Annotated in this window: 10 protein-coding genes; all 10 read right to left on the bottom strand. The window is 54.1% G+C overall.

The features are described from left to right. Window positions 1-21: 21 nt before the first annotated feature. Complete coding sequence (locus BMY11_RS03980; protein ID WP_090573144.1) at window positions 22-1,737, bottom strand: DUF5060 domain-containing protein; 1,716 nt, start codon at window positions 1,735-1,737, stop codon at window positions 22-24. Between the two features lie 28 nt (window positions 1,738-1,765). Then, the gene (locus tag BMY11_RS03975; protein WP_090573525.1) at window positions 1,766-2,722 is read right to left on the bottom strand and encodes a carbohydrate ABC transporter permease; all 957 of its coding nucleotides are present in this window, start codon (window positions 2,720-2,722) and stop codon (window positions 1,766-1,768) included. A 63-nt stretch (window positions 2,723-2,785) separates the two neighbouring features. Further along, entirely contained in the window at window positions 2,786-3,691 is a 906-nt protein-coding gene (locus tag BMY11_RS03970) for a carbohydrate ABC transporter permease (protein WP_090573143.1), read from the bottom strand. Then, window positions 3,688-6,267: a DUF5696 domain-containing protein gene (locus BMY11_RS03965; RefSeq protein WP_090573142.1), complete on the bottom strand. Its 2,580-nt coding sequence runs from the start codon at window positions 6,265-6,267 to the stop codon at window positions 3,688-3,690. Before BMY11_RS03965 ends, BMY11_RS03970 begins: the two co-directional genes overlap by 4 nt. A gap of 14 nt (window positions 6,268-6,281) precedes the next feature. Next, window positions 6,282-6,902, bottom strand: coding sequence for a Yip1 family protein (locus tag BMY11_RS03960; protein ID WP_090573141.1), 621 nt, complete (start codon window positions 6,900-6,902; stop codon window positions 6,282-6,284). Beyond that, window positions 6,883-8,352, bottom strand: coding sequence for an NHL repeat-containing protein (locus BMY11_RS03955; RefSeq protein ID WP_090573140.1), 1,470 nt, complete (start codon window positions 8,350-8,352; stop codon window positions 6,883-6,885). The genes BMY11_RS03960 and BMY11_RS03955 overlap by 20 nt, the downstream gene beginning before the upstream one ends. A 14-nt stretch (window positions 8,353-8,366) precedes the next feature. Then, entirely contained in the window at window positions 8,367-9,233 is an 867-nt protein-coding gene (locus BMY11_RS03950; protein ID WP_090573139.1) for a carbohydrate ABC transporter permease, read from the bottom strand. 3 nt (window positions 9,234-9,236) lie between these two features. Then, entirely contained in the window at window positions 9,237-10,124 is an 888-nt protein-coding gene (locus BMY11_RS03945) for a carbohydrate ABC transporter permease (protein WP_256217323.1), read from the bottom strand. Window positions 10,125-10,220: 96 nt separating this feature from the next. Continuing rightward, window positions 10,221-13,124: an extracellular solute-binding protein gene (locus BMY11_RS03940; protein ID WP_177182522.1), complete on the bottom strand. Its 2,904-nt coding sequence runs from the start codon at window positions 13,122-13,124 to the stop codon at window positions 10,221-10,223. Window positions 13,125-13,399: 275 nt separating this feature from the next. After that, entirely contained in the window at window positions 13,400-14,809 is a 1,410-nt protein-coding gene (locus tag BMY11_RS03935; protein ID WP_090573138.1) for an ABC transporter substrate-binding protein, read from the bottom strand. Window positions 14,810-14,931: the final 122 nt, after the last annotated feature.

Raw genomic sequence — 14,931 nt, 5'->3', positions numbered from 1 at the left:
TTCCTCTCCTTGTCGCCATCGTTATTTTCGCGTAATCGTAAAGGATAGATCCAGCTGCTTCGATACAGGCGACTCCAAGGAGAGCGAGCCGCTCGACGCTTCCGCACCCCCTTCGCCGATTGTCGTACCGGTCCATGGATCGTACCACGAGACGGCATAGGAACCGTCTGCAAAGTCCGTCAACTTTACCGCCCTTCCGCCCGCTCCGCCCTTCTCGGTCATGAGCCAGCCGAATGATGTTCGCTTACCCTGCATGACCCAAGCTTGCGACTTCGAGGCTTGATCAACGCTGACGCTAACGGGAAGGCGAGGTTCGTGGAAATCAATCTTCGCCGCGAACGCAGCCAAATGCTTCATCTGCCGAAACATATCGTCGCTGACATGATCGAAATCCCACCAGACCGGGATCGACGCAAGACCGTTCGTCAGCGACACCCAGATCGCCTGATGGTATTTCACCGTATCGGTAATGTTGCCGGTTTCGCCGATCATCAGCGGCTTCTCGTAGCTGTCCCAACGTTTGCGTATGTCGCGAGCATACGCGTCATAGCCGAAATTATAGTAGTTTTCACGGTCGGCAATATCGAGCGTGCGATAGGCGTAATCCCAGTAGTCCTGCCGGTTGCCGGCCATTGAGCCCATTGTCGGATGACCGTACGGATCATGTGCCTTGAAGTAATCGTGCACCTTATTCACCCAGGCATCCGTCACATCGGTTGGATTTTGCGCCCATCCGTCCGTGCCGTTGATCTCGTCGACCAAGTCCCAGATGCCAAGCGCCCGGCTGTACCCCCAGCGCGCGATGATGTATCGATACAGCCGTTCCTGATAGCGCCACATCTTGTCACTCGCATAGAAATCCTTCGCCGGGCCAAGCGCCGAATAACCGTTTTGCGACCATGTATTGGGCCAGCCCTCCAATAGCTCGGTCAGAGAGTCGTGCGGCCAGATGACGAAGCTCATATGCAGTCCGCGCTGCTCGAACGCCGCGAGCAGATCGTCCACCCGCTGGGCTTTCAGCGGATCGATCCTGTCGACGCCGGCTTCGTACGATTGCAGTTGATTCCTCCCGCCTCCATTACCTTCGCCGTCGTAATTGCCGTTCCAGTATGTGATCAGATTGCCGCCGTTTGCCACGATTTTGTCCAAGCTCGCGTCCGTGATATTCCACGGATACGCAATGCCGATGCCGTAGAAGGTCGAGCCGTTGCGGTATTCCATGTACCGCTTGTTCGTCTGCGACAGCTGAATCCAGCCCCGGCTGCCCGATGCGACCGCTTCGAAATCGCCTTCGACCTCGTTGCTTTGGTCGGCGCCGCCATGACCGGCGGCGTAGAACCGGTAATGCCACGTGCCCTTCTCGTCGGGCGCGAATCGAAACTTCCATTTTGCATCCGTCGCGTCATAAAAGCCGTTAATGCTCCATGTCTTGCCAGAAGGCGAGGCGAGCGCCATTGCTAAGTCGATCTGGTCGGGATCGTAAGGATTGTCGTACTCGCCATCCACTTCGAAAGCAAGCTCAAACTTCTCGTAGAGGCCGACATCCGCTGTATTCGTTTTCACGTTGCGAATGAGCGGCGCTTTTCCTGCTGTTGTTAACGCCTCCCCTGCCTGAGCGTCAGGCTCAGACCGGGGAGACTCGTTACGGCCATTAATAGCCGGGATGAATAGCAGAAGCGCCGCAGCAACTAGCAGGAGTCCTCCAATGGAGACGAAGGTAAGCATTCGTTTGTTCATACCGCACTCCCCTTCCGCTGCCTCGCGCTTAGCCGACGACGCCCGAACGCTCGACGCTCTCGACGAAGAAGCGCTGTACGAAGAGGTACATCGCGATTAACGGGGAAATCGCGAGCAGAATCCCAGTGTCGACGATCATGGACACTTGGTTCGGATCCACCTTGACGTTCGTTCCGGTGCCGATGCCCATGATGCCCGGCAAGTACTGGTTCACGTCGGCAGGCAGCGAGGATACCTTGATTGACATCAAGTCGCTCGCGCTGTTGAACAGCGAGGCGTAGAAGATGTCGTTGTACTGCCAGACGAATGAGAACAGGATGACGGTAATGAGCGGCGGAACCGCATTCGGCAGCATGATCGTGAAGAAGGTGCGGATGCCGCCCGCGCCGTCGATGAGCGCCGCCTCTTCGATTTCGCCTGGCATGCTGCGGAAGAACTGCCGGAAAATATAAATGAACAAGCCGGACTTCAAGCCGTTGGCGAAAGCGGCCGTAATCAGCGATGGACTGTATGTGTTAAGCATGTTGATGCCTTCTTTGCCGGTGATCAGATGGATGACACCGAGCAAATCGAACGAGCGGAAATGAATGTACATCGGCACCATCAGCGTGCTCGACGGAATCAAGATGGTCAGCACGACGAGCGTGAACAGAATGTTTTTCCCTGGGAAATTAAACCGGGCAAAGCCGTAGCCCGCCAGCGAGCATGAAGCAGCCTGGAGAAGCGTCGTAGATGCCGCGAAGATTAGCGTGTTCCTCAGCAGCGGCCAGTAATCCAGCACGGCCATCGCATAACGCACATTCTCCATCGTGAAATGCACCGGAATCATGTAGATCGTCGGATTGTAGATATCCGTCTTATCCTTAAAGGCGACCGACAGCTGCTGCAGGATCGGGTAGAGAATGATAAAAGAAATCCCGATGATCAGAATGTACCGGAAAATAAGCCACAGCAGTGATACCGTCTTGTTGCGCGCCTTTTGCATTTGTATGACGACGGCTTCGTTTTGCAAATCGGGTAGTTTCAATGCCTTCGCCCTCCTATCCCGTCAATTGTAGTAGAACACTTTTCTAGATACGAGAATGCCGACAATGATGAGCACAACGCTGATAACCGCGGTATAAATCCAGGACATCGCGGCGCTGAGCCCGAAGTTTTGTGCCTGGAACGCCGTGTTGTAGATCGTCGTCGTCACTTGGCTGTTCGTGAACGAGTCGATGATCGTATAAATGATGTTCGTCAAGATTAACGGGCTGACCATCGGGAATGTAATCTTCCAGAACGTCTCGTAAGCCGTCGCGCCTTCCATCTTGGCTACCTCATACATGGAGACGGGAACCGATTGGAGTGCGGCCAGGAAGATCAGAATCTGCACGCCGGAGCTCTTGATGATTTCATAGATTCGCTGAACGGCGCTGATGATGTATTCAATAAACCACATTGGAAGTCCCGCGTCGGACAACATGAAGGCGAGCGACAGCGGGTCGAAGCCGTTCTGCTGCTGCCCGAGCTCCTTCGCCATCTCGGAGCTGCCGGTTAGTTGAATGAGGCCAGATGTCTGGGCTGCGGCAATAGCGCCGGATGCGAGAATGACCGGCAGGAAGAAGATCGCACGCGCGAACGGGCGTCCGACGAACTTGGTGTTCAGCATCGTCGCCGTAAACAAGCTGAAGAACAAGATCATCGGCACGTTCCATGCCATCTCGCTCAAGGACTGAGTCAGAATACGGTTGAAATTCGGATCGATCGACAACGCATTCTTGAAGTTATCCCATCCGATGAAGTCAAGCGTATACCCGCCTCCCGGGGCAATCTTCATATTGCTGAAGCTGAAATGAATCGATTGAAACAGTGGCGTCGCGAACAAAAACACGAAGCCAAGCAGCCAGGGCAGGATGAACAAGATACCGAGCAGCGCGCGTTTCTGCGTCAAAGTTAATCGTTTTACGTTCACTGTTTGTCACCACCCACAGTAAAATAATTTTCCGCACCGATTTGCACGTTTTGCACGGTGACCGGTTGATCCGTATAGTTCACATAAATCGACGTTCCGTTGCTGTAACTTACCTTGACGACGCCAGGCTTCAGCTGCGCATGCTCCATGATCGTCTCGCTCTGTAGCCCGGCAAGCACTTTGTTAAGCTTGCTGTACAAAGCTGCCGCATCCCCTAGCCATTCCGAGTAATGTGTCGAGAACAATGACTCGTAAGTTGTCAGCTTGAGCTTGGAAGACGACTCGTATGACCAGAAGAAATGCGGCGCAGCGCCGTATTCCAGCGAATGAAGCAGGTGATACGACAGGTCCTGCTCGTCGTCCAGGTTGATCGGCGCGCCGGCATAATCCTTGTAGCCGTGGACGACCATCTCGTAGAACGGAACGACCTCGTCCTCAATGCTGAATGCGCTGGAGGCCATCGGCACGTTCAGCAGCTGGTCGGCGTACTTCAAGGCGTATTGGTTGCCTCCGGTCATCATCACGTTCGGATAGCTCTTTTGGATTATGCCGAGCTGATCAGTCACGATATTCTTGGCGACGTCCCTGAACACGACACGATTGACGCGATAATCGGCAATCAACGTATCGCCCATGTCGCGCAGCGCGACCGAATCCATCTTGTACTTCTTATAGCTATCGACAAAGTGGTCCACGAAGTACGGCAGCTTCGCCGGGGACAATAAGTAGAAGGAACCCCATTCGGTGTTCATCGCGTTCAGTGCGCGGTCGAATGGCTGCAGTAGAGCCTGCTCTCTCGTGACGAAGCGGGCCGCGTCCGAAGCCGGCTTGAAGTCATGGTTCTCGCGCAGCACATGCTGGAACGCGACGTCGGGATACAAGTTGCCGCCCATGCCCTTCAGCTGAGCCGCCAGCTTGGACAGGTCCGATTTGCTTCCCAGCTGGCTGTCGAGCTTGACGGTCTCCGGAATCTTGTGGTCGATCCCTTCGTTGAACCACCCGACGTAGCGCATCTGTACGTTGGACACGCCAGCATTCTTGATTTCCTTGGCGATTTGGCTCGCTTGGTCGATCGTCGTCATCGTCATTAGACCTTTATAAGGCACGCCGAGGAATGATTTTCGTTTATCCACCGCGCCCAGCAGGTCGACGTAGAACGGCAGCTGGTCCTGCGCTTTCAACGGTTGCAGCACGTTTTCCTTCACCAGATTGTTCCGGTACAGCGCCGCCATGCCCGAGTACGACGCCTGGTCACCGGAAAGGAAGTTGTACCGAAGCTGAATGTCGCCCGTGAAGCGATCGTCTGTAAGCAGCTGGAATTCGTCCACCTTGTTGCCTTTGTACAGCTCGAGCTCGTCTTCGCCGCGAATGGTGAAGCTGGCAAAGGCGTTGTTGTAGGAATTTTTACGACCGCTAATGTCTGCATTAATGCTGGCGATGCCCTCGCCCTTCTCGATCGTGGCGAACCACGCATCGTCGCCCGTTTTCATACCGAACACCGGCAGACGTGCGGCCTCGGCGATCTGCCCGCGCCGCTTCGAATTGTCGTTCTCGTCGTCGCCGTACACCCGCTGCACGTAGACCTCTTCGCTCACTTTACCGTTATTCAGGTTGATCAAGCTGCCGGAACCGTCGGGAACGAGCATGTAGCCTCGCTCATCCTGGCTTGCCGCCCCGAAGAAGTCGAGCAGCTCGACGGAACGGATCTGGTAGCCTTTGCTCTCCTGGATGTCTTTCACCGGAACATGCACGAGAAGAGAATCGCCGGAAAGCTGATATTCGATCGGAATTGTGAAGTTTGGCTTCGTCGAAGCGCTGCCGCCGGACATGCCGTTCTCGTCATTGTCCGCCTTCAAATCCTCCGCCGTATACCCGGCTTTGGCGAAGGCATCGAGCACCCGCTTCAGCACGAGCGCTCTCGACACTTCTGTATCAAGCCGCTCCAGTACATCCGGATTGTTGTCCAGTGGATAATACCGGTTCGATACGTAAGCGGCCGTCTTCTCGTCCAGCTTGCTCAGCACCTTCTCCTCGAAGCGTTTCTTGCTGATCCGTTTCGGCAGCGCATCAATCCCGAGCGACGTATCCCCGATCGTATAGGTAATCCGTACACCGTTCTTGATCCCCTCCGTCTTAAACTGCTTCCGCTGGATGCTGTCCGTGAAATTGGTGATCGCGCCTAGCGTCCCGATTGAATCGCGGTAGTTCAATGTCACTTGCGCGGCCAAGCGGTCCTTCTCGAATGGCGATGCTTTGGCATCCGAACCGATATCCCCCGGATTGCTGTGCCACACCTTGCCGCTCGCCAGGTTAAGGATGGCGATTTCTGTCGTTTCCGTATTCATGTAGAGCGCGAGCGCATCCGTCTGCGCGATGAGCTTCATGCCTGGGACGGCTTTACTGCGGTCCGCCATATATTTCAGTTCGGTCGTCGCAGCAGGCTTTATGTCCGATCGTGCGAAAGCAGCTATGTCGGCGGGAGGAGCGCCTTTCGTATACAAGCTATAGGCGAGTGCCCCCACGCCGACAATCCCGATACAGACCAGCGCCGCATACCATTTTGTTCGTCTTTTCAAGGGTGCGGCCTCCTTTAGGTCCGGAATATGATTTCACGGTAAACGTCGTAGATGAACCAGTAGAGCTGGGAACCTAGACTGAACGCCAAGGTGGCGATAAAGACAACGAACCCCATGGCAACGACGGTCAGCACCATCGTCAGCACCGTCTTGGCAGGTGTGTATTGGTGGACGGTCATAATCCCTACGAATAGCAGCACGACGAACCATATGCTGGAGATGCTGTTCAAGAGATAATAGAACGCCGTCTCCTCCTGCGTCATGAATCGGCTGATGAAGGTCATCGGCAGGTTGATGAGCACGATAGGCAGCAGCGCGTACCCGGTCGCCATCACGATCTCTTTGAACTTCCCTTCCCCTTCCATGAGCGTAGTAATCGACCAGTTCGCGATGCAGAATAACAAGAAAGGAAGAATCGTGAATTCCAGATCGTCCAGGCTGTTCAACGAGCGCGGATCGACCATGTTGACGAGAAAGCCGGCAAATTGCTTTTGCAAAATCGTCGTCAGGATGAGCGCGAGCAAGATCAGCAGCGCAACCTTCAATTTGCCCTTGCCCTCGTACTTCATGTCCCAGAATCCGTCGAACGGACGCACGATAAGATGGAGCGGAAATTTAAGAAAGTCCTGCTTCATGTTTCACAGCCCTCCTTCTGATGACTAGTCTTGCAACGCGATAAGCGATGAACGCAATGATGAGGGTAAGCACGACGGTCATGAACGTGCCGAAATGTTCCTTGAGCACTTCCCGGCGATAGCGCTTGTAAGCGACCGAAAAGTTTTTGCGGCTCATGCCGAGCTTAAAATATTCCATCGCCTGCTCATTGTTCTTCTGCATGAGGAGCGATTTGCCGATACCGAGGTAAGCGATTTCATAGTTTGTATTCAAGCGAAGCACGTCGCTCCATATCTTGACTGCGACATCGTCGTTGCCGTTATAGTGCTCTGTCGTGGCTTGCCGAACAAGGGCTCCGAACCTCGTCGGACGGAAGATGACGAGGTTTTTCTTACCGCTGTCCAGTACCGCAAGCTTATCGCCGATCTGCTCGACGGCTACAGGCGTATTGAAGACCCCGAGTTGGTTCCCTCGGCCGCCGAAGGCGTACAGCAAATCGCCTTCATCGTTGTACGTGAACAGCCGTGCGCGGTTGGAGTCGAGCGCGACGTACATGCCACCGCCGAGCACCTTGATGTCGGTGAACTTGGACGGTCCCGAATTGTTGCCGAACATCCGGAATCGGATATCACCTCTGACCGCCCAGTAGCCGAGCCGCTTCAGGACGTCGTCGCCGGACGGATTCAGCCGCTTGATCGGAGTGTCCGACGTGATGTCTATAGCGGTCGCATACACGAAGCCTTTGTTGTCGATGTCGACGTTCGAGAATTCAGTCGGGATGAACAGCTGCATCTGCGCCTTCTGTGCCTTGGTGGACAACGACTTCCACAGCCGGTCCCAGACAGAAGGCGACACGTTGATTGTGCCGACATAGCCCATGAAATTGTTCTTGTCGTCGAACTGCATAATGCCTTCGAATACGCCGCGCGCGATGACGAATACACGATCCGCAGCATCGACCGTCACTTTTAACGGCACAAACTTGAAAGCCGCCGGCAAAATATCCGATTTCGGATTGTCGATAATGCGGATCAGATCGCCTTTCTCAGACAGCACGACGACGCGACCATGGTCGGTGTCCGCCACGTATAATTCATTCTTGTCCGAGACGAACAGCCCCTGCGGCGCGGCGAAGCCGTCCTTCTTGCCGTTGTTCGTGAACGTCTCGATGACGCGGCTCACGTGCATGTCTGAATCCAGCACGATGATCCGCGCGTTGCCGCTGTCCAGGATATACGTGGTATTGTCCGGTGCAACGTACATGTCGCTCGGCTCTTTGAAGTCACCGACCCCCAAGCTTTCGCCCGTAATTGCGGCATCCGGCACGTACGGAGCTGGCAGCGGCGATGAATCGCCGTAGTAATCGTACGTGTAGGCTTCGTATGGCGTAGCTGCGGACGCAGCCGGAATGCCGATCGAAGCGACCAGCGATATAATGGCGACCAGCAGCAAAACTCTCTTCAATTGCACGCTTCCACCTCCCCCTAGTCCTTCATGCCGGATGTAGTCATCGTTTCGATAATGCGACTTTGCGAGAAGACGAATAAGGCGATCGGCACGCTCATCAGAATTAGCGCGACGGCCGAGCCGACGCCGGCGCGTGCAATGCCGCCGAATATGATCTGATTCGAAGCATAGTGAAGCGTCTTCAGCTGCTCGCTATAGATGAAGCCGTTGCCGTCCGTTCCCCAGAGCATCTGGAAGAGCAGGATGACCAAGGTCAGCCAAGCCGGCTTCACGTTCGGCATGACAATTTGCCAGAAGATCCGGTATTCGCTGGCACCGTCGATCTTGGCCGACTCCAGCAGCGCGTCGGGAATTTGCTCCATGAATTGTTTCATCAGGTACAGTCCCAGCGAGAACGCGAATGCTGGCACGATAACGGCCCAGTACGTATCAATGAGGCCGATCCAGGACATGACCATGTAGTTCGGAATCGCTGTTACCTGAGGCGTGAACATTAGAGAGAGCACGACGACGGTGAAGATGAACTTCGATCCGGGAAACTTGTGTTTCGCGAGCGGATATGCCGCGGCCGAAGCCAGCAGCACGTGACCGACCACGCCCATCCCGGTAATGAAGAAGGTGTTGAAAATGTAACGAGAGAACGGAACCCACGATTGTCCGAGTAGCGTCATGAGATCGATGAAGTTGCTCGTCGTCGGATGCCGAACGAAGAGTGTCGGCGGGAACAGGAAGATTTCGTCGAGCGGCTTGAACGCCGCGTTGATTGCATATACGAGCGGAAGCGCCATGAAAGCGGCGACAGCAGCCAGAAACACGAACATCCAGAACGTTCCGGTGAAAGATCGGTTCACTCGTTTTTTGCGAATAGGAAGCGCTAACCTCATCGTCTATTCCCCCACTCTCCTGAGAAGTCGCTGCACGACCAGGTTCGTTCCAACCATCAAGGTGAACAATACGGTCGCGATCGCGGATGCGTATCCCATCTCAAATCGGATCGTTCCGAAGTCGATCAAGTGCGTTACGATGGTTTCGGCCGCGTAGTTGACGCTAGGGAAGCCGGCTAAGTAGATGGACACGTCCGCGATCGCCAAGGATGAGGTGATCTGGATGACGGCGCCGAACATCAATTGCGGCTTCATCGAAGGAAGCGTAATGTACCAGAGCTCCTGCCAACGGTTCTTGATGCCGTCGACCGCGCCAGCTTCATACAGCGTTTTGTCCACGGTTTGGAGACCCGCGATGAAGGCGAGGAAGCCTGTTCCAAGACTGAGCCAGAGCTGCACGAGGATGATGATTGGCATGATGTATTGCTCCGTCTTCAGCCACTGAATCGGGTCGAGCAGAACGCCCATCTTGATCAGGAAACCGTTCGCGATGCCGTAACGGTCTCCCGAGAAGATCATCTGCCAGAGGAAGTAGACGTTCCCCGAGATGGAAGGCGCATAGAAGATCAGCGTCATGAACGCGCGCAGCTTCGGGCGAAGATCGTTGATGATCCAGGCGAAGACGAAGCAAGCCATATAGCTGAGCGGTCCGGTAATGACCGCGAAGAGGATGGTGTTCTTAATTGCGATCAAGAACACATCGTCTTCCAGGAACAGGCGGGAGTAGTTCTGCCACCCGATGAAGCGCGGGAATTCAAGCATGTTGAAGTACGTAAAGCTGATGATGACAGACATTATTACAGGCAGCACGGTGAAGACGGCAAACAGCAGCAAATAGGGTGACATCAGAATATAGGAATGCTTCCTCGCCTTTATTTCCTTCCATTTGATCGCCCACCAGCTTGTCGTTTCTACGGCTGGCTTCCCGGCGACTACAGTCACTGAAGTTTGACTCGGTGTACCGATCGTTGACACGTGGATCCCTCCTTATTCCGGCAGGCCGAATTCTTTGCGCTTCGCTTTGATTTCGTCTTGAATGTATTGGGTATAATCCATAATCGATTCGCGTGCTTCCGTATTCTTCTCGACAACCACTTTCAAGAACGCGTTCTGCAGATGACGTCCGGTGAAGTAGCCGCCCGGCACCTCGGGAACGCCTCTAACGTATTCGAACTGCGCTTTAAGGTTATCGTAATCGGCGACCGGCCAAGGCAAGCTGTCGAGCGCTTTGATGTTCGCCGTCGGATAACGCGCGGATGCTCCCATCAGCGCTTCCATCTCCCGGCCGAAATTCGTTTGGGTCTTCTCGCTGGTCCACCATTTCATGAATTCCCAGGAAGAATCTTTGTCCTTCGCGCTGCCCATCATCAGCGTACCGTTACCCGTGCTCGGTGTATCTCTGCGGATGGTACCGTCTGGCTGCTTTGTGCCCGGAATCGGCGCAAAGCCCCACATGCCGCGGATTTCCGGGGCGAATACGGTGAGCTGGTTGTACGTGGTGTAATCCACGATCCCGATCGGCATTTCGCCTGTGCGGAACCGGTTCGCGAAGTCGAATTCGCGCTCCAGCTTGTAGTCGCTGTACAGGTCCGTCCATGTCTTGAACGTTTCTACCCCGATCTTCGAATCCAGATCGGACTCTTTGCCGTCATTGCGGTAGAATTGACCGCCATTCTGCATCAGCATCGAGCCGTAGATCGAGTTCGGCGGGATGTTCTGACCAGGAACCGGCACCGATGTCTGCGGAACCGTGATCGGCATGCCGAACTGCATCCGGTTCTTGCTCAGGACGGTGAGCAGCTTATACACGTCGTCCCAGGTTTGTGGTACTTCCAGACCCAGCTCTGCCAGCACGTCCTTCCGGTAGAAGAGCATGTTGAAGGTTTGCGTCTCCGGCAGCGCATATACGCCCTTCTCATACGTGTACGGAACAAGCGCGCTGTCACGGAACCGCTTCGCCACATCCTGATAATCGGAGAATTGCGTCAAGTCGGCGGCCGCTTCGCGCATCGCATAGTTGACGGGAATGTCGTTGCTGATCTGCATCGCGACGTCCGGACCGCGGCCGGCCAAGGTTGCCGGCAGTAAAGTGCCCATCTGCACGAGCTTCAAATTCACGTTGATGCCCGTCTGCGGCGTGAACGTTTCGTCAATCATCGCCTTCAAGGTGTTCGCCTGGTCGCGGCCGCTGCCGATCCAAACGGTTATCGACTTCTGGTTCTTCTTGTCAGAATCGTTCCCGATTTGGTTGTAATCGATCACGAAGGAATATGCGAACGTCGACAGCTCATGCTTCAGCTTCGAGAAGAAGCCCTCTCCGGATGAAGGTAATTTCTTGTCCGGCGAAGCGATGTAAATTTCGTCGAGCTGCAGCGGCATTTCGATTGCCTTCTGCAGCCAAGTACCGAGTCCGCCGGCGTTGCTCTTGAATGCGGCAAGGCGGCGCGGAATCGTATCGGGATCCTTCACTAATTCTTTCAGCTGCAGCGCCATCGTCTTCAGAAGCGCCTCGGAATCGCTGCTTCCACCCGACAGCAGTTTCAGCTCGGTGCTGACAGCGGTAAGCCGTTCGCTCTCGGATTGGAACGTTTCCAGCATCTTCGGCACTTGCTTGTCTAAGCGGTAATCCCGGTATTTATCCGGCGATGCGCCGGTAATCATGATGATTTTGCGATACATAGCATTGAGATTGTATAGGCTCTCTTTCACTTCGCGGATTAGCGGAGCGAATTCGCCGAGCGTATCTTCCATGCGAATGATGTTCTTGCCTTTAACGAGCTTGAACAGGTACGGCTCGTCCCCGCCCATGACGTCGATTCGGTAACCGTTCTTGTAACGGAACGGGATTTGTTCCGCTTCCTTGAACGGAACCTCGCCGTTAATTAACAGACGCCGCGTCGAGTACAGGCCGCGAACGAATTCCTGCTTGGATTTCATAGCGATTTTATAGAGACCGGCTTCCGGCACGTCGACTTCCCACTCGATCCACTGCCCTGGCAGACGCCAGTTATAGCCTCCGATCGTATTGACCCGAATGAGCTTCGGACTATAAGGCGTAACCGAGGAGGTGGAACGTTCCGTCTGCGGATATAACGTCGGTGACGACTTCGCGACAGCCGATTCGCCTTGAACGGTAATCAGCTGACTGTCCACCTTCTTCAGTCCGTCCTTCTCGTACTGCTTGAGCGTTGCTTCATAAGTAGCAGGCTGTTGTTGCTTATACAGCTTCAGTTGATGAATGACCATCGGCTCCCGCTGCGAGACGAACGTGAGCGTATGATGGCCGGTGCTCAAGTAAAACTTGAACGGATCGGCGTAGTAGCCGTCCGAATCCTCGAGCAGCGCTTCACGCCACGCCGGCTTCTCGATTTGCTCCGGACGCAGGTCGTTGCCCAGATTGTCCTGCTTCATTTGAACCAGCTCGTTGTCCCACACGCGATCAAATTGCAGGTATGACGCTTCCGTGAATGGAACGATGCCGTCAATTTGCAGAGAACGCTCGATGTTCGAGCTCTTGCCCGCGATCGGGTAGTATTGGAGTTTAATGTTGTAGAAGCCCTCTTGCGTCACATCGATATCCCAGGATACGCTGCCTTGCTCGCCGGTCTTGAGGGACATTCCGGTCTGGCCTTCATAATCGACCAGCTTCTCGAAGCCATCACCCTCCGTCTTGGCGTAGCTAGCGGCATCCAGGACAATCTCCTGATCGGCGAAGCCGATCTTCTCATGCTTCGACAGATATTCCGCGTAATCACCGCGGCCATCCTGAAGCATCGACTTGGTGCCTTCGGCGAACGCCGATTGGCTTCCCGCGGCTGCCGTGCCGTCATTGCCCGACCTTGTCCATACGACGAGCAGTACTAGCGCGATGATGACGCATGCCGCCGTCATTCCCCATTTCTTAAGCAGTTTTCTCCCTTTCAATGTCAGCCCTCCTAGGCGGCGACTTGATCTGCGGATCACGCATCCCGCTGACGAAAGCGCACTCGCGTACCATCGTCCTATTGGCACATAACAAAACTATATTTATACCAAACATAATTTACTATTTTTTTATATTTGTTATCTACTTTTTTCCGATTGTTAGGCTTCATTTGCATAGAAAAGGAGGGTCGTACCGGCACATCCGGCCTCCCCTCCCTTCAATGCCAGCAAGTGTCAATAAATTATTTCAATTTATCAAGTGCGGCTTGTGCAGGTGCTTTGTACTTCTCAACTGTAGCGGTAACGGATTGGTTCTTCTTGATGATGTCGTCCAAGACCGTGAACCAAGGGTAGTCCGCAACGCCTTCTTCAAGCGAGATACGGCCGGTATTGTTGATGTGCTGCAGTGCCATATCGATGTCCGCTTGGTTTTTGAAGAGCGCTTCCAGTCCATTTTGGCCAAGGTACTCTTCCGTAGAAGGCAAATCTTGCAGCTCTTCATAGATTTGGTAAACCATTTGCGGTTCTTTTACGCCCTTCGGAATGACCCAGCCGTTCTGAGCGGTGTTCGCGTAAGTGTATTTACCATCACCACTTGGACCTTGCGGGTTCGGTACGACGCCGACTTCGAACGGCAGACCACCGACGTTCCAGTCGAAGTTCGAGGACATAGCGACGTCGCCGTCTTTGAACGTGGACGTTTCATCCCAGCTGTTTTTGTCGCCTTTTTTGACTTTCACGACGTTTTCTTTGTTGTACAGCCGGTTGATGAATTCCAACGTTTCGATCATCTTCGGATCCGTGAAACCGACGGTTAGGTCGTCGTTGACGAACACCGCTCCGTTCGTTACGCCGAAGTCGCGAGCCGCGCCTGGTGCCCAGTCCGCGAAGCCCCATGTATCCGGCTTGCCATCGTTATTCGTATCCGTCGTCGATTGCTTCGCAATTTCGAGGAATTTATCCCATGTCCATTCACCATTTGTGTACAGCTCTTGCGGATCTGGCAAGCCCAGTTTCTTGAACAGATCGCGGTTGTAGAACATGCCTACAGTGGATACACCTTTGCCACCGAAGAAGTATTCTTCTCCAAGGAGCTGTGGAAGCTTGACCGTGTGTTCTTGTTCGTTATTGATATCGCTAGTTGCTTGTGTGTATTCGCTGAGAGGAAGGATCAGGCCTTGTTTGATCGGGGCAAGCGCGCGCTTGAACTCTAAGATGGAGATGTCAGCCATAGGCGTTCCGGAGAGCGCGGCCGTCGTGAACTTATCCATGTATTTATCGAACGGGATGTTGTCGTATTTGATCTTGACGTTGTATTTCTTCTCGACTTCGTGGAGTTTATCAAGCGCTTTCTTGGAATCGGCCGTGTCGCCCTTTGGCGTTCCGTCCCACCATGCGGAGATATGGATTTCGCGCCCGCCAAGGTCAATTGGTGCGATAGCAGCATCGTTCGTCGCTGCCGCATTATTGCCTGAGGCGTCGTTGCCGGTGTTCGCTGCCGCGTCATTGCCCGTTGTCGTGTTTGTTGCCGCGTCGTTGGCAGGCTTATTATTGGCAGCGTTGCCATTTGAGTTGTTACTGCCACTTCCACAAGCCGTTAACGTAAGCATCGTTGCTGCAAGCAAAATTGTAAGTGCTTTCATTTTTCTCATTTGCAAAACAACCTCCCGCTATTTAGTGAGCAATACCTGTTTGCTCCGGCAAGGTCCACCGGTTTCCGAGATGTTTTTTTTAGTATCTCTTCTTCGTAACCGTTTACATTTTTAGTTTTACC

The sequence above is a fragment of the Paenibacillus sp. OV219 genome (assembly GCF_900110075.1).
Lineage (GTDB): Bacteria > Bacillota > Bacilli > Paenibacillales > Paenibacillaceae > Paenibacillus_Z.
Note: the sequence above shows the minus strand (reverse complement) of the source record. Positions and strands in the feature narration are given on the sequence as shown.

Excerpts from the sequence above, each read along its gene's own strand:
- BMY11_RS03980 (WP_090573144.1), bottom strand. The coding sequence starts at position 1,737 with ATGAACAAACGAATGCTTACCTTCGTCTCCATTGGAGGACTCCTGCTA.
- BMY11_RS03975 (WP_090573525.1), bottom strand. The coding sequence starts at position 2,722 with ATGCAAAAGGCGCGCAACAAGACGGTATCACTGCTGTGGCTTATTTTC.
- BMY11_RS03960 (WP_090573141.1), bottom strand. The coding sequence starts at position 6,902 with ATGAAGCAGGACTTTCTTAAATTTCCGCTCCATCTTATCGTGCGTCCG.
- BMY11_RS03950 (WP_090573139.1), bottom strand. The coding sequence starts at position 9,233 with ATGAGGTTAGCGCTTCCTATTCGCAAAAAACGAGTGAACCGATCTTTC.
- BMY11_RS03940 (WP_177182522.1), bottom strand. The coding sequence starts at position 13,124 with ATGACGGCGGCATGCGTCATCATCGCGCTAGTACTGCTCGTCGTATGG.
- BMY11_RS03935 (WP_090573138.1), bottom strand. The coding sequence starts at position 14,809 with ATGAGAAAAATGAAAGCACTTACAATTTTGCTTGCAGCAACGATGCTT.